The organism is Lampropedia aestuarii (assembly GCF_004803635.1).
Taxonomy (GTDB): domain Bacteria; phylum Pseudomonadota; class Gammaproteobacteria; order Burkholderiales; family Burkholderiaceae_C; genus Lampropedia; species Lampropedia aestuarii.
Genome location: NZ_SSWX01000015.1, coordinates 17,496 through 32,044, shown reverse-complemented (window position 1 = coordinate 32,044; position 14,549 = coordinate 17,496). Strand labels below are relative to the sequence as shown.

Genomic DNA, 14,549 nt, shown 5'->3' with positions numbered 1-14,549 from the left:
AACTACTTCACCGCGCTTTCCACCTCTTCAAACTGAAGGATGTATTAACCACCGGTGCGTACGTCCTGCCAAGTGATGCGCCGCCCCAAATCTTGAAGCCCCAATTGAATCTGAATTGGAACGGGCCAAATTTGCGTACGATGTAGAGCTGATATGCACCGTCATGCTCGTTGATCGTCCGCCCGGGGTGGCCATTGCCTGTTGCTGGATCGCCCCATTGCTGAAAAGAAGCCTCAACAAACCTTTTGCCAAGCTTCATCGCCAGCCAGGAGGCGCGATTACGCCAGCCAAGCCACACATACCGGCTCCAAAAACTACGCGGGTGCTGGCCTTTGGCCCAATAGTTGCGTGCCACAATTGCGTCGTATACAATGCGGTCATCCTTATTACTTTGCACCTGCGATAAAGCGCCATCAGGCTCGCGCAGGTCGCCATTGATACTCACATCGTTATCCCACAACCGGAATAGCTTGGGTAGCTTTTCGTCCTCCCACTTAGTAAACAACAGCCCAATTGGAACGATTGCCGGCGCAATAAAATCAATGGGCAGCAATAGAGTACCACGTACAGCGGCATTTAACATAGAGCGCGTTACTGCAATACGCTCTTTCCAAGGAATAGAGCAAAAGAAAAGTGCAAGCAATATCGCTGGAACGTTCCAAGCACACCAGAAAAAAAGGATGTATTTCATTGAATCCAATCAAATAAAACGGCCCGCAGGCCGTGGTGGTGTGTTGTTATTTAGAGCGTGTCAGCTATATTGAATAACTCCTGAAGTCGCTTTTTTGTAAGCCCTAGAGCAGTAGCGAATTGAATAACCCAAGGATTGCTTATTTCCCAAGCAGCATTCATAAACTCTAATTGTGCCTCGTATTTGTTTCCAGGATCTTCAATAGAGTCGATGATGGCTTGAACATCAGAATCTTTAACTCCTTCTTCACGAAATAGGGCAATTAAGCCCTGTCTTCGGGTAATTTGATACACATCAGGAATGGCTACAGGCATTTCTTCAGGAGGAATAAATTCTCCTTCTTCTGTGTATGTGTAGTCTATCCCGACATTAGGCATATCAGTAATATCTACTGCTTCGTAGTATTCTTGCGCCCATCCAATAGTAGCAACAATAATGTTTACTACTTTTCTGTTTTCTATGACTGCTATCTTATTCATATACTCTTTTAGTATGGGTTTGGTTAGCCGGGATTTGAGAAAAACAATATAACTCCACCTACAACACCGTCACCGCCCTTTCTACTTCCTGCTACAGCTACTTTATTTGCTCCGTTCGCTGCTCCGTCACCTCCTGCACCTATATACCTAGAACTAATTTTGCTTTCAGGATACCCTGTACCAAAATCCTGTCCTCCTGCTCCAGATGTATATTTCAGCGTATCCCCGTTATTTAGTTTAGGAACAACAATTTCGTATTCAGGTGTTTCAGCATAATCTGTTGGCGCTGTGTAGGTTGCTTCCCCTATAGCAGCTCCTAATCCTGTAGCGCTTAGAGCCTTTGTTGTCATTCTGGACACAGAACCTCCACTGCCAGCAAAGTGTGTGCTTCTAGAAGATCCGTCACCCCCACCTAAACCTGAAGCATCATATGCAGCACCACGGCGGCCATTAAGCAATGGATTACTTAAAGGTGCCCCTGCCCCACCGCCACCACCACCTCCAGCAGTAACTATGGCAGTAATACTACCGCTAGAAGTCTTTCCTTGGACAGAAGTAAACCCTCCATCCTTTCCTGCATTGCCTATGGTAGTGGTTACTGTGTCTCCAGCAGATCCTCCTGCCCCCACAGTAATACTAATGACAGTTGTCCCTGCAGGAAAATGTATATACCCTTCCCATTTACCGCCTGCTCCGCCACCTCCACTCTTAAATCCTGCTGTAGTTCCTGTACTTCCACCGCCACCGCCGCCACCTATAACAATCGCGTACATCGAAAATGCAGTATTTTTTAGATGATCAGGTACTTCCATATTTGTAGATGATCTATATATATGCCTTTTGTTCAGCTCTAATATACCTACGTCTACTTCTTTCCATTTAGACCATCCAGAAGATCTCCTATTTCGCACAAATTTGCGCGTAATATCTGCATTCCAGTTTTGTGAAAACACTATTGCTTCTTGTACTCCAGCACTAAACGGGGCAAGGTTTTGCGCAACTACAATCCGCAGAGTATCCGTAGGAGCACCGCTAATTGCAGGAAAGTTAGCAGACGTAGCTTGCAATAAAGACCCAGTAAAATAAAACGCCCCACTCCCTTTGATGTTGTTAGCATCAGTCACAGTCAGCAATTCACCTTTGTTGGAAAATTCTGCCCAACTCGTCCAAGACTCTGAGCTTCCCCCAATTACTCCTGTTCTTCTCCATACCCGTGTTGGGATAATCTGATTGCGATCATCGATACTGTATATAGTTTGTACGCAATTATTGAAGTTATCTACTTTTTGTTGGCTTATCCAAAATTGCGCACTAACATCTTCAGGTGCGCTTAATGCGTATGCAGCACTCACACATCCAGCAAACCCATTAGGTAGATTATTACAATCTATAGTCTCAGTGCCAGGCTTTTCACCGTAATACGCATTACTGGCATGTACGGCAAATTGCGAAGGCACAAGACCTGAACCATACGGGTTATTCATTTGGTCAGGAGGGGCCAGAGCTGCTCTCGCTAACGCTGCAGTCCAGCGGTTGCCTACTGTAGTGCCGACCACCCAATCCCTTGCGCTAGTACCTTCTTGAGCACGAAGCACTCTAGCCAATCCTGTAATTGCTCCGCTGCTTACAGTCACTTCTCGAACAACAACAACCTCAATTCCGTCTTTATCTTCCAACACTAAGCGGAATGTGTTTGGGCCAATTCCTGCAGGTATTTGTTCATAACTCTCCAGTTCTAGTGTTGTCTGGCTTGCAGATACAGGCGAGGCAAGTTTGTATTTGCCAGCATTCCAAAACAGTTCAGCCATCTCAATACTCCTTGACTGTGATAATGATTTCCGATTCATCACGGCGCTGCTGCTGCGTTGTTGAACGGACCGTCACCTTGTAACGATTGCCAGCCGTACCACCGGCAATCCAAACTTTGGCCGTATTTGCGGTGAACTCAACGCCATCAACTAACAAGCTGATGTCAGCAGGATCTGTGATGCACTCAACAAACGCATCAACGTCCTCAAGCACATCACCGCCATTGAGCCAATCTTGGTACGTGACAGCGTAATCCATGCGCTCCCATGGCTGCTTCGCCTCTGGCGGTTTGAAAACTGTCATGTTGAAACGAACTCCCTTACAGACTGTGGCCGGACGAACTCGCGGTTCACGAACGGCCGGTCGAATGTCCTATATGCTTCTGGCATCCGCGTCAGCCTGGCTGAACCGCGCACGCCTTCCAGTAGAGCCATCGCCCTGATCTGGCCCGCTGTGTTGAAGTACCAAAGACCTGCCGCAGCCAGCAATGTGGTTAGCGTGACCATAGCGGCTGCATTTGCTGCCACTGAGGTATGCCCCTGAAGTAGAGCCGCAAGCGTGGCCTGCATGACCGTGTAGACGCGCAAGATAGAGCCGCCATCCGCAGTCACAGCTGCCTGCAACTCAATCCCAGACACTGCCGTAGCCCATACCGAAAACGCGGCATGGACCTGCGCTGCGCACAGTACATCTGACTGTGCTGAGGCAAAAGCAGATCCTCGCCCTTCTACAAGGGTCTGCGGCTGTGATGTAGCCCTGGCTGCTGCAACCGCTGACACAGCGCCCCGAAATATTGCCGTTCCAACAGCGGATGCAACTGCGCGGTACACCTGCTGCACCCGCGCCACCACAGCAACTTGCGCCCTACTACTCGCTGCCGCCTTGTTCACACTGCCGCTAATACCCGCTACTTCCACGGCAGCCTCTATGGCGGCCTCCGCATCAAGCAAGCCTGACGCACGGAAAACGACAGCCCATGTTGCCAGCGCTGTTGCGTTGGCCTTTGCTCCACCTACAGCGGCAGCCTCCACGACCATACGAGCTGCGCCCACGGCAGGCGCAACTATCTGCATGCGAGCCACGGCCTGCGCCATCACCTCGATCTCTGCATCGGTCGTAGCCAGTACCTGGAACTCAGGATCAAGTTCGCCAGGACTGCCTATATTTCCGGTCGCATTGACCAGGGCTTGCATCTTTGGAGCGAGAAGCGCCTCCAACACGGCGAGGCCCACCGCCTCAACATAGGTGCGCGGGTCTTTCGCAAACTCGTGTCGGGCGAACTCGCTGAGTCCGAACTCCGCGCTCATGGTTAGGGGGCTGCGGTCAGCAATGTGATGGTTGTCGTGTCGCGCAGTCGCGGAACCACCCCGACTTTGCACTCGATGGTTGGGGCAATTGCACCGCGAAAGTACACACGTCCAGCACCGGCCAGCGTCGTTCCCACTGTGATATGGGTGATTGTTTGCTCTGCGCCGCCAGTCATCTCTGGAAACTCCACGGTAGCCGCCGGGCGCACGACGTTGTTGTTCACAGTCCAGCCAGTTGACGTGCGGATCACCGGCACACGCGCGTAGCCGGTGTAGTTTGCCTCACTCGTTGCTTGTGTGCCTGCGGCGCCTGGGTCCGCTCGGTGTAGCGCAACAAACAATTGGGTTTCAGCAGAGGCCGCGGCGTTATCAGCAATGCCTGCAATTGGGACTGCTTGAAACACCAGTCGCGCCAACTCATTGGCAAATGTAGATGAAAACATAGATCCTCCTTATTCGGCGCCCATAGGCCGCCGATGGTTGTTTACTGTGTTGGGTCTGCGCCAGTCGATGAACGCGCTGGCACAATGCCCAGTGCTTCGGTGAATGCACCCCAATGTGCCGAAGCCATAGCGTTGTTGCCGCCGTATTCCGCGTCTTTTGACCACGCACGAAACAGCAAGTAATGGCGCAATGCTTCCGTGTACTCCTCACGCATGGCGATTTCGCCCGTGCCATCTTCAGCAACTGATTCAGGCGTGCGCGCAACAATGGCCAGTACTGGCACATTGGCCGCCACGGGCGGATACACATCAAAACGCTTTGGCGTTCTGGGGTCTTGAATAAAGTGGATAACAGCATTGCGCTGTGAGCCAGAAGCCCAGCCTGGTGCACTGCCATCCAAATCGTCGCGTGAAACTTGGCGAATAGCGCGTTTGCTGGTGCCGTCATTGCGCACCAAGTCCAGCAGACCAAAGCAGTCGGCTGGCACCGTTTGCGCAACACCGGCAGCCAGGGCCAGCACACGCTCGTCAGAGGTTGCGGCAGGCATCTTGGAGAGCGCGTAACGCTGGCCATCGTTGATGAAGCCAGCCAGTTCCGCGACTGACCAACGGATGTGGCTAGCGTCTTGCAGTTCTGTGGCCGCAGACTGGATCAATTCCATGGCTCGCATCAGCACCACCCCACTCGCGCGCGGCGCGTGCCGTCGGTGTAGCCCCGCCAAGCTCGCACAGTTGCACGGGCAATTCCGGCGCTGAAGGCTTGAGCATTGACTGCTGCCATTTGCAAATCCGTCCAAGGCTTATCCCGGTCGAGCATGCAAATCGATCGGACCCCGATGGCTAACAATTCACTGTGCTGGTCATAGACTGAATCGGGCACACCGGGCGAGTTATCGGTGGGCACCAAAACCAAACGAAAGCGGATTTCCGCGCCGTCTGCATAGTTGCCTGTCACATGGAATTGCAGTCTGCCAGGCACAATATTTGCGCCTCGTGCATCTGCGGGAGTTTCAGGTAGCAAGCCATATGGCAGCATGTCGCGCTGATTGCCGTTGACGGTCATCAGCTCAACGACCTCGGCTTGCGCATAGCTTGGCAAATCGACGTCGTATTCACCTGCACCACGCGTGCGCACCGGGTCTGTCCATTCTTTCCAGCAGCGCGCACGCCGACACAGCTCCTGTGCAGCACGCACAAGAGCCCGCTCCACGCGAGGCTCAGGAATACCAGGCAGCGTAGGCAGCAGATCTGGGTAAATGGATTCGGCCAGCCGCATTGCTTACTCCGCGCTAGAACCAACTGCGCGCTTTCGGGTCTGCTTTTTCGGCTCAGGCTCAGGCGAGGCAGTATTACTCAAAAGCGCTTCTGCAGCATCCTCGTCCTCTTCTGAGGCAGGATAGAAATTACCCGTTGCTAGCGCATGGCGCACAGCCTCAGGGTCATCCACGTCCGCAACCGTCTGACCTTGACCGGCGGGCAGAAACTTGTACGTGGCAGCACCGAAGGCGAACAACACCGTTCCATCCTTACGGGGCACCAAACTGCTCATCAACTTCATGTGGCAACGCTCCTTAAAAAAAGGCCAGCCGAAGCTGGCCAAAACCTCTCCACCAAAGTCGATCAGTTCGGCGAGCGGTAGGCCACTGTCAGGCCCAGCTCACCGGCAGCAGCGCCAGGCGCAGTGAATTTCACGGCAATCTTGCGGTCATAGCCAGCAGCCTTGACCGCCAGCAATGCTTGAGTTGGCTCAATCTGAGCGGCCCCTGCGTCAGCCACAGCTACAGCAGTGGCCCAAGCTGCGCCACCATCGACGGCAGCAGTAGAGATATCGTTGCCATCGGCATTGAGGATGCCAATCGAAATAGCGGCAGTGCCGCCCAATGCACTCGCATCTACCAGCAACGGCAGTGCTGGTGTGGTGCCAGCGGGCAAAATGCCAATCACGCCCACGTTATTGGCGGCGGAATCTGCAGCCGCAAGAATCTGCACAAAGCGTGGCGCGCTGATGTTCGTATCGGACTGAGTAGGCACCGGCTTGCGGCCAGTAATCCAGTCGTTAGGGGTTTGAAAGCCCATGACGTACTCCTAAGAATGAGGTTTAAGTGGATCGAGCCGCGCTCACCTGAGCGCAGCCCTTGACCGTTAGCGGCTGGCCGCAGCAGTATCAAGAGCAAAGATGCCGTGGTCTTGCGCACCACGATCAGTTTCAAACACCGTTTTCTTGATGCCGAAGATCGAAGACGAGGTGATGACGATCTGGTTGTTGTTGTCACGAGACTCTTCGTGCCAGTCGAAACGCAAACCAGTACCAGGCGAGCCAAAGGCCACTACACCAGCCTGCGAACCGAGGAACAATGCGCGTGCTGCCTGCACATTTGCGCCTGCACCTGCATTGTCGAAACGGATCACATTACGGTGCGAATGCAGCACCACGTTGCGGTACATGCCCAGGCCACCTTTGAAGATCGGAGATGCCTTGCCAACTGCAGTGGCCAGCGCTTTTTGGATGTCCAACCAGCTTGCACCACCAGATTCTTTGCGCAGGTCATCTTCTTGCCATGTGTGCATCACCATGCAGAAGTGGTCTTCACCGTCGATCTTGCAGGGCTGGAGCACAGGGATGTCGGTGGCACCGCCGCCTTGCGTTTGGGCGCGAGTCACAAGGGTGTCCACCATGCCGAGCGTCATCTTGTCGGCGGCGGCCAAGTTGGCAAACGAGGTTGCACTGCCGCCATAGAAGCGGTGGTTCTCAGTTGGCGCAGTCAACTCATTGCCAGCGCGACCAGCGTAGCCTTGACGGACCAAGAAGTTGTCATTCACGCCGCGCGCACCAGACAAGTAGATAAAGCACAACTCATCCATGAATCGCGCCCACCAGTTGGATTGCTGGCGGCGCGCCTTCTCGCGCAGATCGTGCAATGTGCGCTTGCGGGTCATGCGGCCACCTGTATTGACACCGCAACGCGCCTGGTCGATGTAGACCGAATCCGTGAAGAAGCGCTGGGCTTCTTCCTTGTTTTCGAGAATGTCGTCGCCCTCGACCGGCTCCATGCGCAGCTCGGCCAACAGGTCGTATTTGATTTCTTCGCCCGAATCCGATTCCAGATCCGTGAGGATTTGCAGGGGCACTTCAGCATCAGCGCCGCGCCCCATGAAACGTTGGTTCCAGTACGCCTTCTGCGATGTGTCAATCGCCAGGGCGGCACTGTATTTCTTGACGGCCTTGGCGTCATTAACGCCCACCACAGTACGAGCCATTTATTTCTCCTGAAAGGTTTGATTGACCTCGCAGCACTCTTGCGCTCGCAAAGGGAGGGGTTAACTTTTTGAACCCTTGATCTATTTCCGCATGATTGGAACCGTAGGGGCCTGAGCCATGGCAGACTTTTGTTGTGCATCAGGCGCCGCCTTGCGCACTGGAACACTGGGCGCGGCCTCAATATGCAGGCGCGCAGCATTGCCGCTTTTGTATTCATAGTGAATCACAACATCGCCAATGCTCAGCGCCTCTCCGGGTCGCAAATCAAGCGTCAATGCCATTGTGTTAAGCCTCAGTCATGTAGCGCTTATAAGCCGCAGGGTTGCTGCGCGCCAACTTGCCAAGAGCGTCTTCCAGCTTGTCGCCATCCAAACTGGCCAAAGATGCGAACTCACCGCCATCAGTGCCTGAGTCTGCCCCTGGCAGCGCTCCAAGACTTGGCACCGCAGAACTCAAATCAGCCTTACGCTGCTTGACTGCCTTCTCTTTGGCTGCCTTGGCATTCACCGCATCAGAAGCGACTGCTACCGCTGGAGCTGGCGATGTGCCAATCATCGTGCCGGTGCGCAGGAAGTGCAGTGCGCGATGCGCATCGCGCAGCAAACCCTCTTTGTCGGCAATGGGCTGCGTTCCATCAATACCGCGCGCGGCCATGATGGCCTGCACTTGCTGGCTCAGCGCCGCACCAACGCGCTGATCGTTGCGATAGTCTGGCTTATCTTTCAGCGTTGCATCAGCCTCAACTTCATCCACCAGCTTTGCCACAGCAGCCTCCCATAGTCCGACTTCGCGCTGGGCAGCCTGCTGCTGCGCCTGCTCCGCCATGTCCTTGGCAATGTCATGACGGGCTTGAATTGAATCCAGCTCGCTTTGCTCTCGCGTGAGTGCACGCACTTCCTTGGCGTATTCAGAGCTGGTCAGATCGCCATCTTCGACACGCTGGTCCAAGGCCTCAAACTTGTCCTGCAACGCCTTCACGCGGTCGCCATAGTCGTCCGGCAGCTTGTATTGGTAGATGCCAGCAGGTTCTGGCGCAGCCACTGGCGCCTGCACCACTGGCGTGGCTGAAGCGGCTGCAGGGTCATTGACTTCCGGCATTGCCGCCTCGTCTGGCGCAGAAGCGGCTGCTGCACCTGCATCAGGTGCGCCATCATCACCAGGCGTTTTTTCGCCCGCAGTGTCGCCTTCTTCGTCGTCATCACGGTCGTTGTCGTCGTCTTCATCATCGCCGCCCTTGGCGCTCTGCCCGCCCTGCTCTGGCTCCAGCTCGTAGCCAAGGGCTTCGCGCTCTTCGGGTGACAAAAGGGATAGCGCGACTTCCTCGTCGGTTGGTTCATATGCATTGACTTGATTTGTCATACCCGAGACTCCTGTGGTGGTTGCTGCGGCTCCGTGGCCGCTTGGTTTTGAATTGGGGTTGTGCGCTGCGCCTGCGCAAAGTCGCTTGCGAGTGCATCAAGGCGTTTGGTGATATTGGCCAGTTTCGTGTCCGTACCAGCATTGATTTGGGCTACACGCACCTTGGCCTCGGCATCGATGCGGGCACGCTCCGTTTCGCCTGCGGCTTGCGCCTTGAGGCGGGCAATCTCGCCTTGGCTTTGCGCCAACTGCATGGAGAGCCGCTCAATCTCGTCTTGCGCCTGGGCACGAGCACGCAATGCCTCGCTCTCAACCGCGCCAGCCTGCTCGCCAGTCACCTGGCCCGCTTGCATCGCCTGCTGGGCTTTTACCTCAAGCTCCGAGGCGCGTGCATTGATCTCGCGCACTCTGGCTTGCCGCTCTTCCAGTGCCAGCTTGGCATCTTGGCGCTGCATTTCCATCGCCTCGGCTTGCTGCTGGGCCTGCTCGGCCTGTTGCTGCACTTCTTCTTCGCTCAGTTCTTGATCTGGATCTTTATCGCCAGTGATTTGCCTGAATGCATTGGCGATCTCATCCTTATTGGGCAAATCGGAGTATTCAAAGGCCATGGTCATCAAGCGCAGACCCAGTTCGGGCGCAACCTTCATGGCCAATGCATTGATACTGTCAAACATCACCTGACGCAGCGTGCCGGCATAGTCTTGCTCAGACACCACAAAGTCGGCCATGCTCGCGGTAATGTCATCCAGCACGCGTACTTGTCCAGTGGCATCCACTTCAACTTGGTTGATCCTCTGCCAGTCAATGCGGTTTTTCTCGCCAACAAGGCGAATCACCTTTTCTTCGGTGACAAACTGCTCGATCAATGACAGTTCTTTGCTGCCGGATAGCTGGGTGGCCAGGCGCAGGTTGTCAAATGGCTCAGTCGTTACCACGGAGCCTTGCAGCTGCCGCGCCTTGATTGCCTCGCCTGACACTGCATTGGTTTGGCGACCAAGGTTTTCGTCAGCCACACCACCAGTTTTTTGGATCGCAGCGGCGTTGTACTGCATCATCTGCACTTGGCCGGCGACCTGCTCAGAGTCGCGGCGAATTGTGAGCTCAGTGCCGCGCTTCTTAATGAGCACCCCATCCGGCCGATTCGCCTCGTCGCGCAAATTGTCCCAATCGTCCGTTGCACCCTCTTCTGCGATGATTTGGTTGCTGTTGATTAGGAAGTTGGCTTTGCTGGCACGCTTGTTCAAATCCAGCTGCAGATCACGCACACGGCGCACAAGCCCATAAGGCGCGCCATCACGCGAGCGGCGAAAGCACCACACTGGTGTCAGGCTGAAATCATTGTGCCGCCACGGTGCTGGCCCCTTAGCCAGCATGCCGCCAGGCACAAACACCGCCACATGCATGCGCATAGCCACCTTATCCACGATGCCCAGTGATTGGTCCTGCTCCATGATGGCTTGGACAATTGGGTCAAATTCAGACAGGATGGAGCCACGGAATGGCCCTGACTCCACGATGCGCGACTGCTCAGGCTTGCGATACTGGCACTCATAGATGCGCACAACGCGCCGCGCTTGGCTTTGCCCGCCTGGTCCCGCAATCATTGAGCCCGTGCCGCCGCGCCGAATCATGGCGCGCGTCTCTGCCATATGGCTAGCCATTGGCCCACCCCAGCCATCAAGGGATTCATCCTCAGTAGCCAGTGCGGAATAATCCATGGCCGCCTCTTCCAGCAACCGAGCCCGCTCAGGAAACATGGCTTGCGCCACATCTAAGTCGATATCACGCCAACGAAAGACATAGCGGCAGCCGCTCAAGTCCATGCTGCGCACAGCGCGCGAGTCGTGCAGCACATTGCGCCATGACTCGTGGGTTTTGTAGAGTTTTTCTTTGGTCGGATCGTCGCGTACACCGTCATCGATCCACGACAAGCCAGACTTGACTGATTCAGCAAAAGCCTGTGAACGCACAAACACAGCGCGGTTCACGTCGCTCATGTACTTCATGACCTTGGTCTTGATGTCGGCCATCTTCACCGCGTCTTCGGAGCGCGGCAGAACTTTGGCATCCACGCGGCTGCGGCGTTCTGTGCCAATCATCCAGTCGATCATCGGGGCCAGTTCATTGAACACCAGCGGCATCTGCCCGCGCTGCTCAACTTCTGCCGCATCTTCTGGCCGCCACTGCATGCCGTCGTACATGTCGGCATCAATGGCCATGTCTAGACGGTTCTCGGCCTGCAACTCACGCTCGTCATACAGCCACGCCAGCAACTGCCGCAAAAGCGCACGGGATTCGTCGCTATCGAGGGGGCTGCCGGGCTTGGCGCCCTCTAAGGACTCGTCATCAAAGAGAGAATCGCCAGCCACCCGGTGATTGGTGCGCACATCATCCATAGACTGGACCCTCTGCGCGATCCATGCGGATCTCTTCACCGCCGATCAATTGGCCATCGGCCATGGCGCGCATTTCGCCAAACGTGGTTTTGGTCTTTTCCACCGGCGGCGCGCTGGGCATGGTCACCAGGTCGCCAAGGTGGTCATGCAGGATTGAACCGATCTTTGTTTCGCTGCCTTGCATGCCCAGCACTTCGGCCGCTTTGATTGATGCACGGGCAAGATAGGCCATGTCGTCGTATTGCCATGCAGCGCTGTCCATCACGATGTACCAGGGCGCTCCAGGCCTGTGCGTTGGCAGCAGCACCAGCGCGCGCTCATCGTTGACCCACGTCAAAATCACGGTCAGGTCACCTAAGTGCCGTACCTTGTGTGCTCGCTTAGTGTTGATCGAAATGCCCATCGTTACCCCTGATTGCAATAGCAGAGGTTTTCGCATGATTGGATCGGACGGATCTAGACGGACATGGGGCCGCCGCGCCTGCGCAGCACACCCGGCTTAGCCCTACGCACGTAGCCGCCACTTGCCGAACCCACAAAGCCTTTGATCATTCCCATGGCTTTGGCCTGTGCGAATTGCCGGAATGCGTCAGCCGCATCCGAGTCTGGACCGTGAAACGGCGTGTCTTTCCATGTGCCGCGCCGCTCATCCCATTCTTTGCGGTATGTGCCCAAGTCCTTGAGGCCTTCGCTGCAGTGCGCCTCATCAAACCAGCAGCTTGCCAGCGCTATACGTGTGGATTGAATGCCATCCAGGACACGAGGAATGCGGTCTACGGTTTCAAAGCGCTGGCCAGGCATTAACTCTTCCATCATTTCCCGGAAAGACTTGTTGCGCTGGGGGTCTGTGCCTTGGCGCTTTTGCTCCGCATCGTGCGGCAGATAATGAGCGCCAAACACCACGCCCTGCTCTTGCAGCCACTTGGCATAGTGCGCTGGTGGCTCACCACTTGACTTGTGAAAGCGAACAAAGCGATCTTCTGGCCCCACCTGCTGGTGCAACCAAATGACGGTGTTGTCGTTGCTGCCAATGTCCCAGAAGGAATTGACCGGCACACCAGGCTCGATTGGCAGTATTGGGAGCACGCGCCCCTCTCTGCGCGCCGCCATCAACTGTACCGAGTAATAGCACCCCTCTTGCGGTACCTTAAACGGTTCATCCGCATAGCTGGGATACTCCTGCCACATCAGCGGCCGCTCGCCAGCAATGTCTGCGCTGCGCAGCGTGGCCACATACCAAGCCTTTTGGCTGGCTTCAAGCGCAATGCCGCAGCGCCCTTCTACGTCTCTGAAATACTGCTCATCCTCTTGCGTCAGCAGCACTCCATCCGGGTCCATTCGATACTCTGGCTGCTCCCACCAGGCAAAGAAGTGCAGCCGATAATCACGCGCCGTCAATGGCCTGCCACTGGCCTGCAGCTCTCCTGCAGCCTTGACCATTTCGTAATAGCGCCCCGATTCCCCCTCTGCCGTGGACTCCACGATGACGATGCCCGTCAATGGCACGGCTGGAATGGAGCCGGTCACGATCTCTTTGGCCTTTTGCGGGTACTTTGCGCCGATCTTGCCCATTTCAGAGACGTGCAGACGGTGAATCGTGCCGCCCCGCGCCGAAGTTGCCACACGCACACTGGCACCGTTATGCCCAAACTGCACTTCCTCTGCCGTGCGCTTGACGATTGGGAATTGCGCCTTGAGCGCATCTGGCAGTCGGTCGTAGGCAAATATCACCTTGGCGAACAGCTTGCCGGCCGTGTCACGGTCCTGCGCAACGATGGCGCACGCCATGGGGTCTTCAGAAAATAGCGCCGTATCAAGCCAAAGGATGCAGACCAGCGTGGAGAAGCCCAGCTGCCGAGCCTTGAGAATCACATTGCGGCTGTGCAGCCGCGCCAGCAAGCGCCGCTGCGCTCGATTTGGCTTAAAGGTGACCACCAGCGAGCCCTCGCCGCCCTCACCATCACCCTTGGCTACGATTTTGTAGAGGTGCGAGAGCCGCCAGGCTGGATCACGGTAAAGCTCCAGCGCCTCTGCGTCACTTAGCTTAGAGGGATCAATCCGCTTCGCCATCTGCCATGCTCACGCCGCCTGCACCAACCACCTTGCCCAGCAGCGCACGAGTCGCCTGGGCTAAGCCTTGCACGTCGCCGCCGGTGATTGCATCCATGCTGAATGCCGTGCGCTCCATATCCACCAGCTTCTGCAAACTCTCGGCCAGCACCTTCATAGTCTTGGACCGCTCGGGCAAACTGATGATTGCCTGGTAGATGTCGTTGAGCTTGTCATTGCCGCGCTCATCCGGATTGCGCAGCATCTCACCAAGCCCGCGCAATGCCTGCAGCGTCTCTGGATCAGTTTCCTGCTCCAGCTCATCAAGCAATGCATTGGTCAGGCGTCTGGCTCTGTGGATGTCCCTTCGGTGTGCCAGCCGAACGTTGGCAATTGTCAGCGCATTGGCCTCTACCAGCTCGCGTTCTGCGATTTTGGTTTCCACGGTAACCGCCTTGGTAACCATGCTCTTGGTTACCAGCTCGTCGGCCTTCGCCTGAATCTTCACAGACAGGTCTCGGCTCCAGCCATCACGCTTAGCGCGCTTCGTGATTGCCGGGTGCGAGACGCCGTTTTCCTCTGCAATCTGGCGCAGTGTTTTGACGCCCGCCCGATAGTCGAGCTCAATGCGTTCCCAGTCGGGTGTTTGTTTGGCTTTATCCGTCATTTCCACATTGGGCAATGATTGGAACGGCAGTCAAGCATCGAGCAAAGGAATTGTGTAGAAGGGCTAACATCAAATCTAGATGCACCCCTC

Annotated in this window: 16 protein-coding genes; all 16 read right to left on the bottom strand. The window is 55.6% G+C overall.

Features of this window, described 5'->3' with window-relative positions:
- Positions 1-7: 7 nt before the first annotated feature.
- On the bottom strand, positions 8-691 hold the full coding sequence (locus E8K88_RS11985) for a DUF7338 family protein (protein ID WP_136406910.1): 684 nt from the start codon (positions 689-691) through the stop codon (positions 8-10).
- A 50-nt stretch (positions 692-741) separates the two neighbouring features.
- The gene (locus tag E8K88_RS11980; protein WP_136406909.1) at positions 742-1,170 is read right to left on the bottom strand and encodes a hypothetical protein; all 429 of its coding nucleotides are present in this window, start codon (positions 1,168-1,170) and stop codon (positions 742-744) included.
- 23 nt (positions 1,171-1,193) lie between these two features.
- Positions 1,194-2,978, bottom strand: a complete 1,785-nt coding sequence (locus E8K88_RS11975) for a pyocin knob domain-containing protein (protein ID WP_136406908.1) — start codon at positions 2,976-2,978, stop codon at positions 1,194-1,196.
- A 1-nt stretch (position 2,979) separates the two neighbouring features.
- Positions 2,980-3,282, bottom strand: coding sequence for a phage fiber-tail adaptor protein (locus tag E8K88_RS11970; protein WP_136406907.1), 303 nt, complete (start codon positions 3,280-3,282; stop codon positions 2,980-2,982).
- On the bottom strand, positions 3,279-4,286 hold the full coding sequence (locus tag E8K88_RS11965) for a hypothetical protein (protein ID WP_136406906.1): 1,008 nt from the start codon (positions 4,284-4,286) through the stop codon (positions 3,279-3,281). The genes E8K88_RS11970 and E8K88_RS11965 overlap by 4 nt, the downstream gene beginning before the upstream one ends.
- A gap of 2 nt (positions 4,287-4,288) precedes the next feature.
- Complete coding sequence (locus E8K88_RS11960) at positions 4,289-4,729, bottom strand: phage tail fiber protein (protein WP_136406905.1); 441 nt, start codon at positions 4,727-4,729, stop codon at positions 4,289-4,291.
- A 41-nt stretch (positions 4,730-4,770) separates the two neighbouring features.
- Positions 4,771-5,391 carry a phage adaptor protein gene (locus E8K88_RS11955; RefSeq protein WP_136406904.1) on the bottom strand — a complete coding sequence of 207 codons (621 nt, stop codon included), beginning with the start codon at positions 5,389-5,391 and terminating at the stop codon, positions 4,771-4,773.
- An 8-nt stretch (positions 5,392-5,399) separates the two neighbouring features.
- A complete protein-coding gene (locus E8K88_RS11950) occupies positions 5,400-6,005 on the bottom strand; it encodes a hypothetical protein (RefSeq protein ID WP_136406903.1) in 606 nt (201 codons plus the stop codon).
- Positions 6,006-6,008: 3 nt separating this feature from the next.
- Positions 6,009-6,287 carry a hypothetical protein gene (locus tag E8K88_RS11945; RefSeq protein ID WP_136406902.1) on the bottom strand — a complete coding sequence of 93 codons (279 nt, stop codon included), beginning with the start codon at positions 6,285-6,287 and terminating at the stop codon, positions 6,009-6,011.
- A 62-nt stretch (positions 6,288-6,349) separates the two neighbouring features.
- Positions 6,350-6,805: a hypothetical protein gene (locus E8K88_RS11940; protein WP_136406901.1), complete on the bottom strand. Its 456-nt coding sequence runs from the start codon at positions 6,803-6,805 to the stop codon at positions 6,350-6,352.
- Positions 6,806-6,871: 66 nt separating this feature from the next.
- On the bottom strand, positions 6,872-7,987 hold the full coding sequence (locus E8K88_RS11935; protein WP_136406900.1) for a N4-gp56 family major capsid protein: 1,116 nt from the start codon (positions 7,985-7,987) through the stop codon (positions 6,872-6,874).
- Positions 7,988-8,273: 286 nt separating this feature from the next.
- Positions 8,274-9,347: a hypothetical protein gene (locus E8K88_RS11925; RefSeq protein ID WP_136406898.1), complete on the bottom strand. Its 1,074-nt coding sequence runs from the start codon at positions 9,345-9,347 to the stop codon at positions 8,274-8,276.
- Entirely contained in the window at positions 9,344-11,743 is a 2,400-nt protein-coding gene (locus E8K88_RS11920) for a portal protein (protein ID WP_420813574.1), read from the bottom strand. Before E8K88_RS11920 ends, E8K88_RS11925 begins: the two co-directional genes overlap by 4 nt.
- The gene (locus E8K88_RS11915; RefSeq protein WP_136406896.1) at positions 11,736-12,182 is read right to left on the bottom strand and encodes a hypothetical protein; all 447 of its coding nucleotides are present in this window, start codon (positions 12,180-12,182) and stop codon (positions 11,736-11,738) included. Before E8K88_RS11915 ends, E8K88_RS11920 begins: the two co-directional genes overlap by 8 nt.
- Positions 12,183-12,199: 17 nt before the next feature.
- Positions 12,200-13,813 carry a terminase large subunit gene (locus E8K88_RS11910; RefSeq protein ID WP_205880079.1) on the bottom strand — a complete coding sequence of 538 codons (1,614 nt, stop codon included), beginning with the start codon at positions 13,811-13,813 and terminating at the stop codon, positions 12,200-12,202.
- A complete protein-coding gene (locus tag E8K88_RS11905) occupies positions 13,797-14,459 on the bottom strand; it encodes a hypothetical protein (RefSeq protein WP_240754498.1) in 663 nt (220 codons plus the stop codon). Before E8K88_RS11905 ends, E8K88_RS11910 begins: the two co-directional genes overlap by 17 nt.
- Between the last annotated feature and the right edge of the window lie 90 nt (positions 14,460-14,549).

Coding starts and splice junctions, on each gene's coding strand:
- E8K88_RS11965 (WP_136406906.1), bottom strand. CDS start 4,286: ATGAGCGCGGAGTTCGGACTCAGCGAGTTCGCCCGACACGAGTTTGCG.
- E8K88_RS11925 (WP_136406898.1), bottom strand. CDS start 9,347: ATGACAAATCAAGTCAATGCATATGAACCAACCGACGAGGAAGTCGCG.
- E8K88_RS11910 (WP_205880079.1), bottom strand. CDS start 13,813: ATGGCGAAGCGGATTGATCCCTCTAAGCTAAGTGACGCAGAGGCGCTG.
- E8K88_RS11960 (WP_136406905.1), bottom strand. CDS start 4,729: ATGTTTTCATCTACATTTGCCAATGAGTTGGCGCGACTGGTGTTTCAA.
- E8K88_RS11975 (WP_136406908.1), bottom strand. CDS start 2,978: ATGGCTGAACTGTTTTGGAATGCTGGCAAATACAAACTTGCCTCGCCT.
- E8K88_RS11945 (WP_136406902.1), bottom strand. CDS start 6,287: ATGAAGTTGATGAGCAGTTTGGTGCCCCGTAAGGATGGAACGGTGTTG.
- E8K88_RS11950 (WP_136406903.1), bottom strand. CDS start 6,005: ATGCGGCTGGCCGAATCCATTTACCCAGATCTGCTGCCTACGCTGCCT.
- E8K88_RS11905 (WP_240754498.1), bottom strand. CDS start 14,459: ATGACGGATAAAGCCAAACAAACACCCGACTGGGAACGCATTGAGCTC.
- E8K88_RS11940 (WP_136406901.1), bottom strand. CDS start 6,805: ATGGGCTTTCAAACCCCTAACGACTGGATTACTGGCCGCAAGCCGGTG.
- E8K88_RS11970 (WP_136406907.1), bottom strand. CDS start 3,282: ATGACAGTTTTCAAACCGCCAGAGGCGAAGCAGCCATGGGAGCGCATG.
- E8K88_RS11980 (WP_136406909.1), bottom strand. CDS start 1,170: ATGAATAAGATAGCAGTCATAGAAAACAGAAAAGTAGTAAACATTATT.
- E8K88_RS11955 (WP_136406904.1), bottom strand. CDS start 5,391: ATGGAATTGATCCAGTCTGCGGCCACAGAACTGCAAGACGCTAGCCAC.
- E8K88_RS11920 (WP_420813574.1), bottom strand. CDS start 11,743: ATGGATGATGTGCGCACCAATCACCGGGTGGCTGGCGATTCTCTCTTT.
- E8K88_RS11935 (WP_136406900.1), bottom strand. CDS start 7,987: ATGGCTCGTACTGTGGTGGGCGTTAATGACGCCAAGGCCGTCAAGAAA.
- E8K88_RS11985 (WP_136406910.1), bottom strand. CDS start 691: ATGAAATACATCCTTTTTTTCTGGTGTGCTTGGAACGTTCCAGCGATA.
- E8K88_RS11915 (WP_136406896.1), bottom strand. CDS start 12,182: ATGCGAAAACCTCTGCTATTGCAATCAGGGGTAACGATGGGCATTTCG.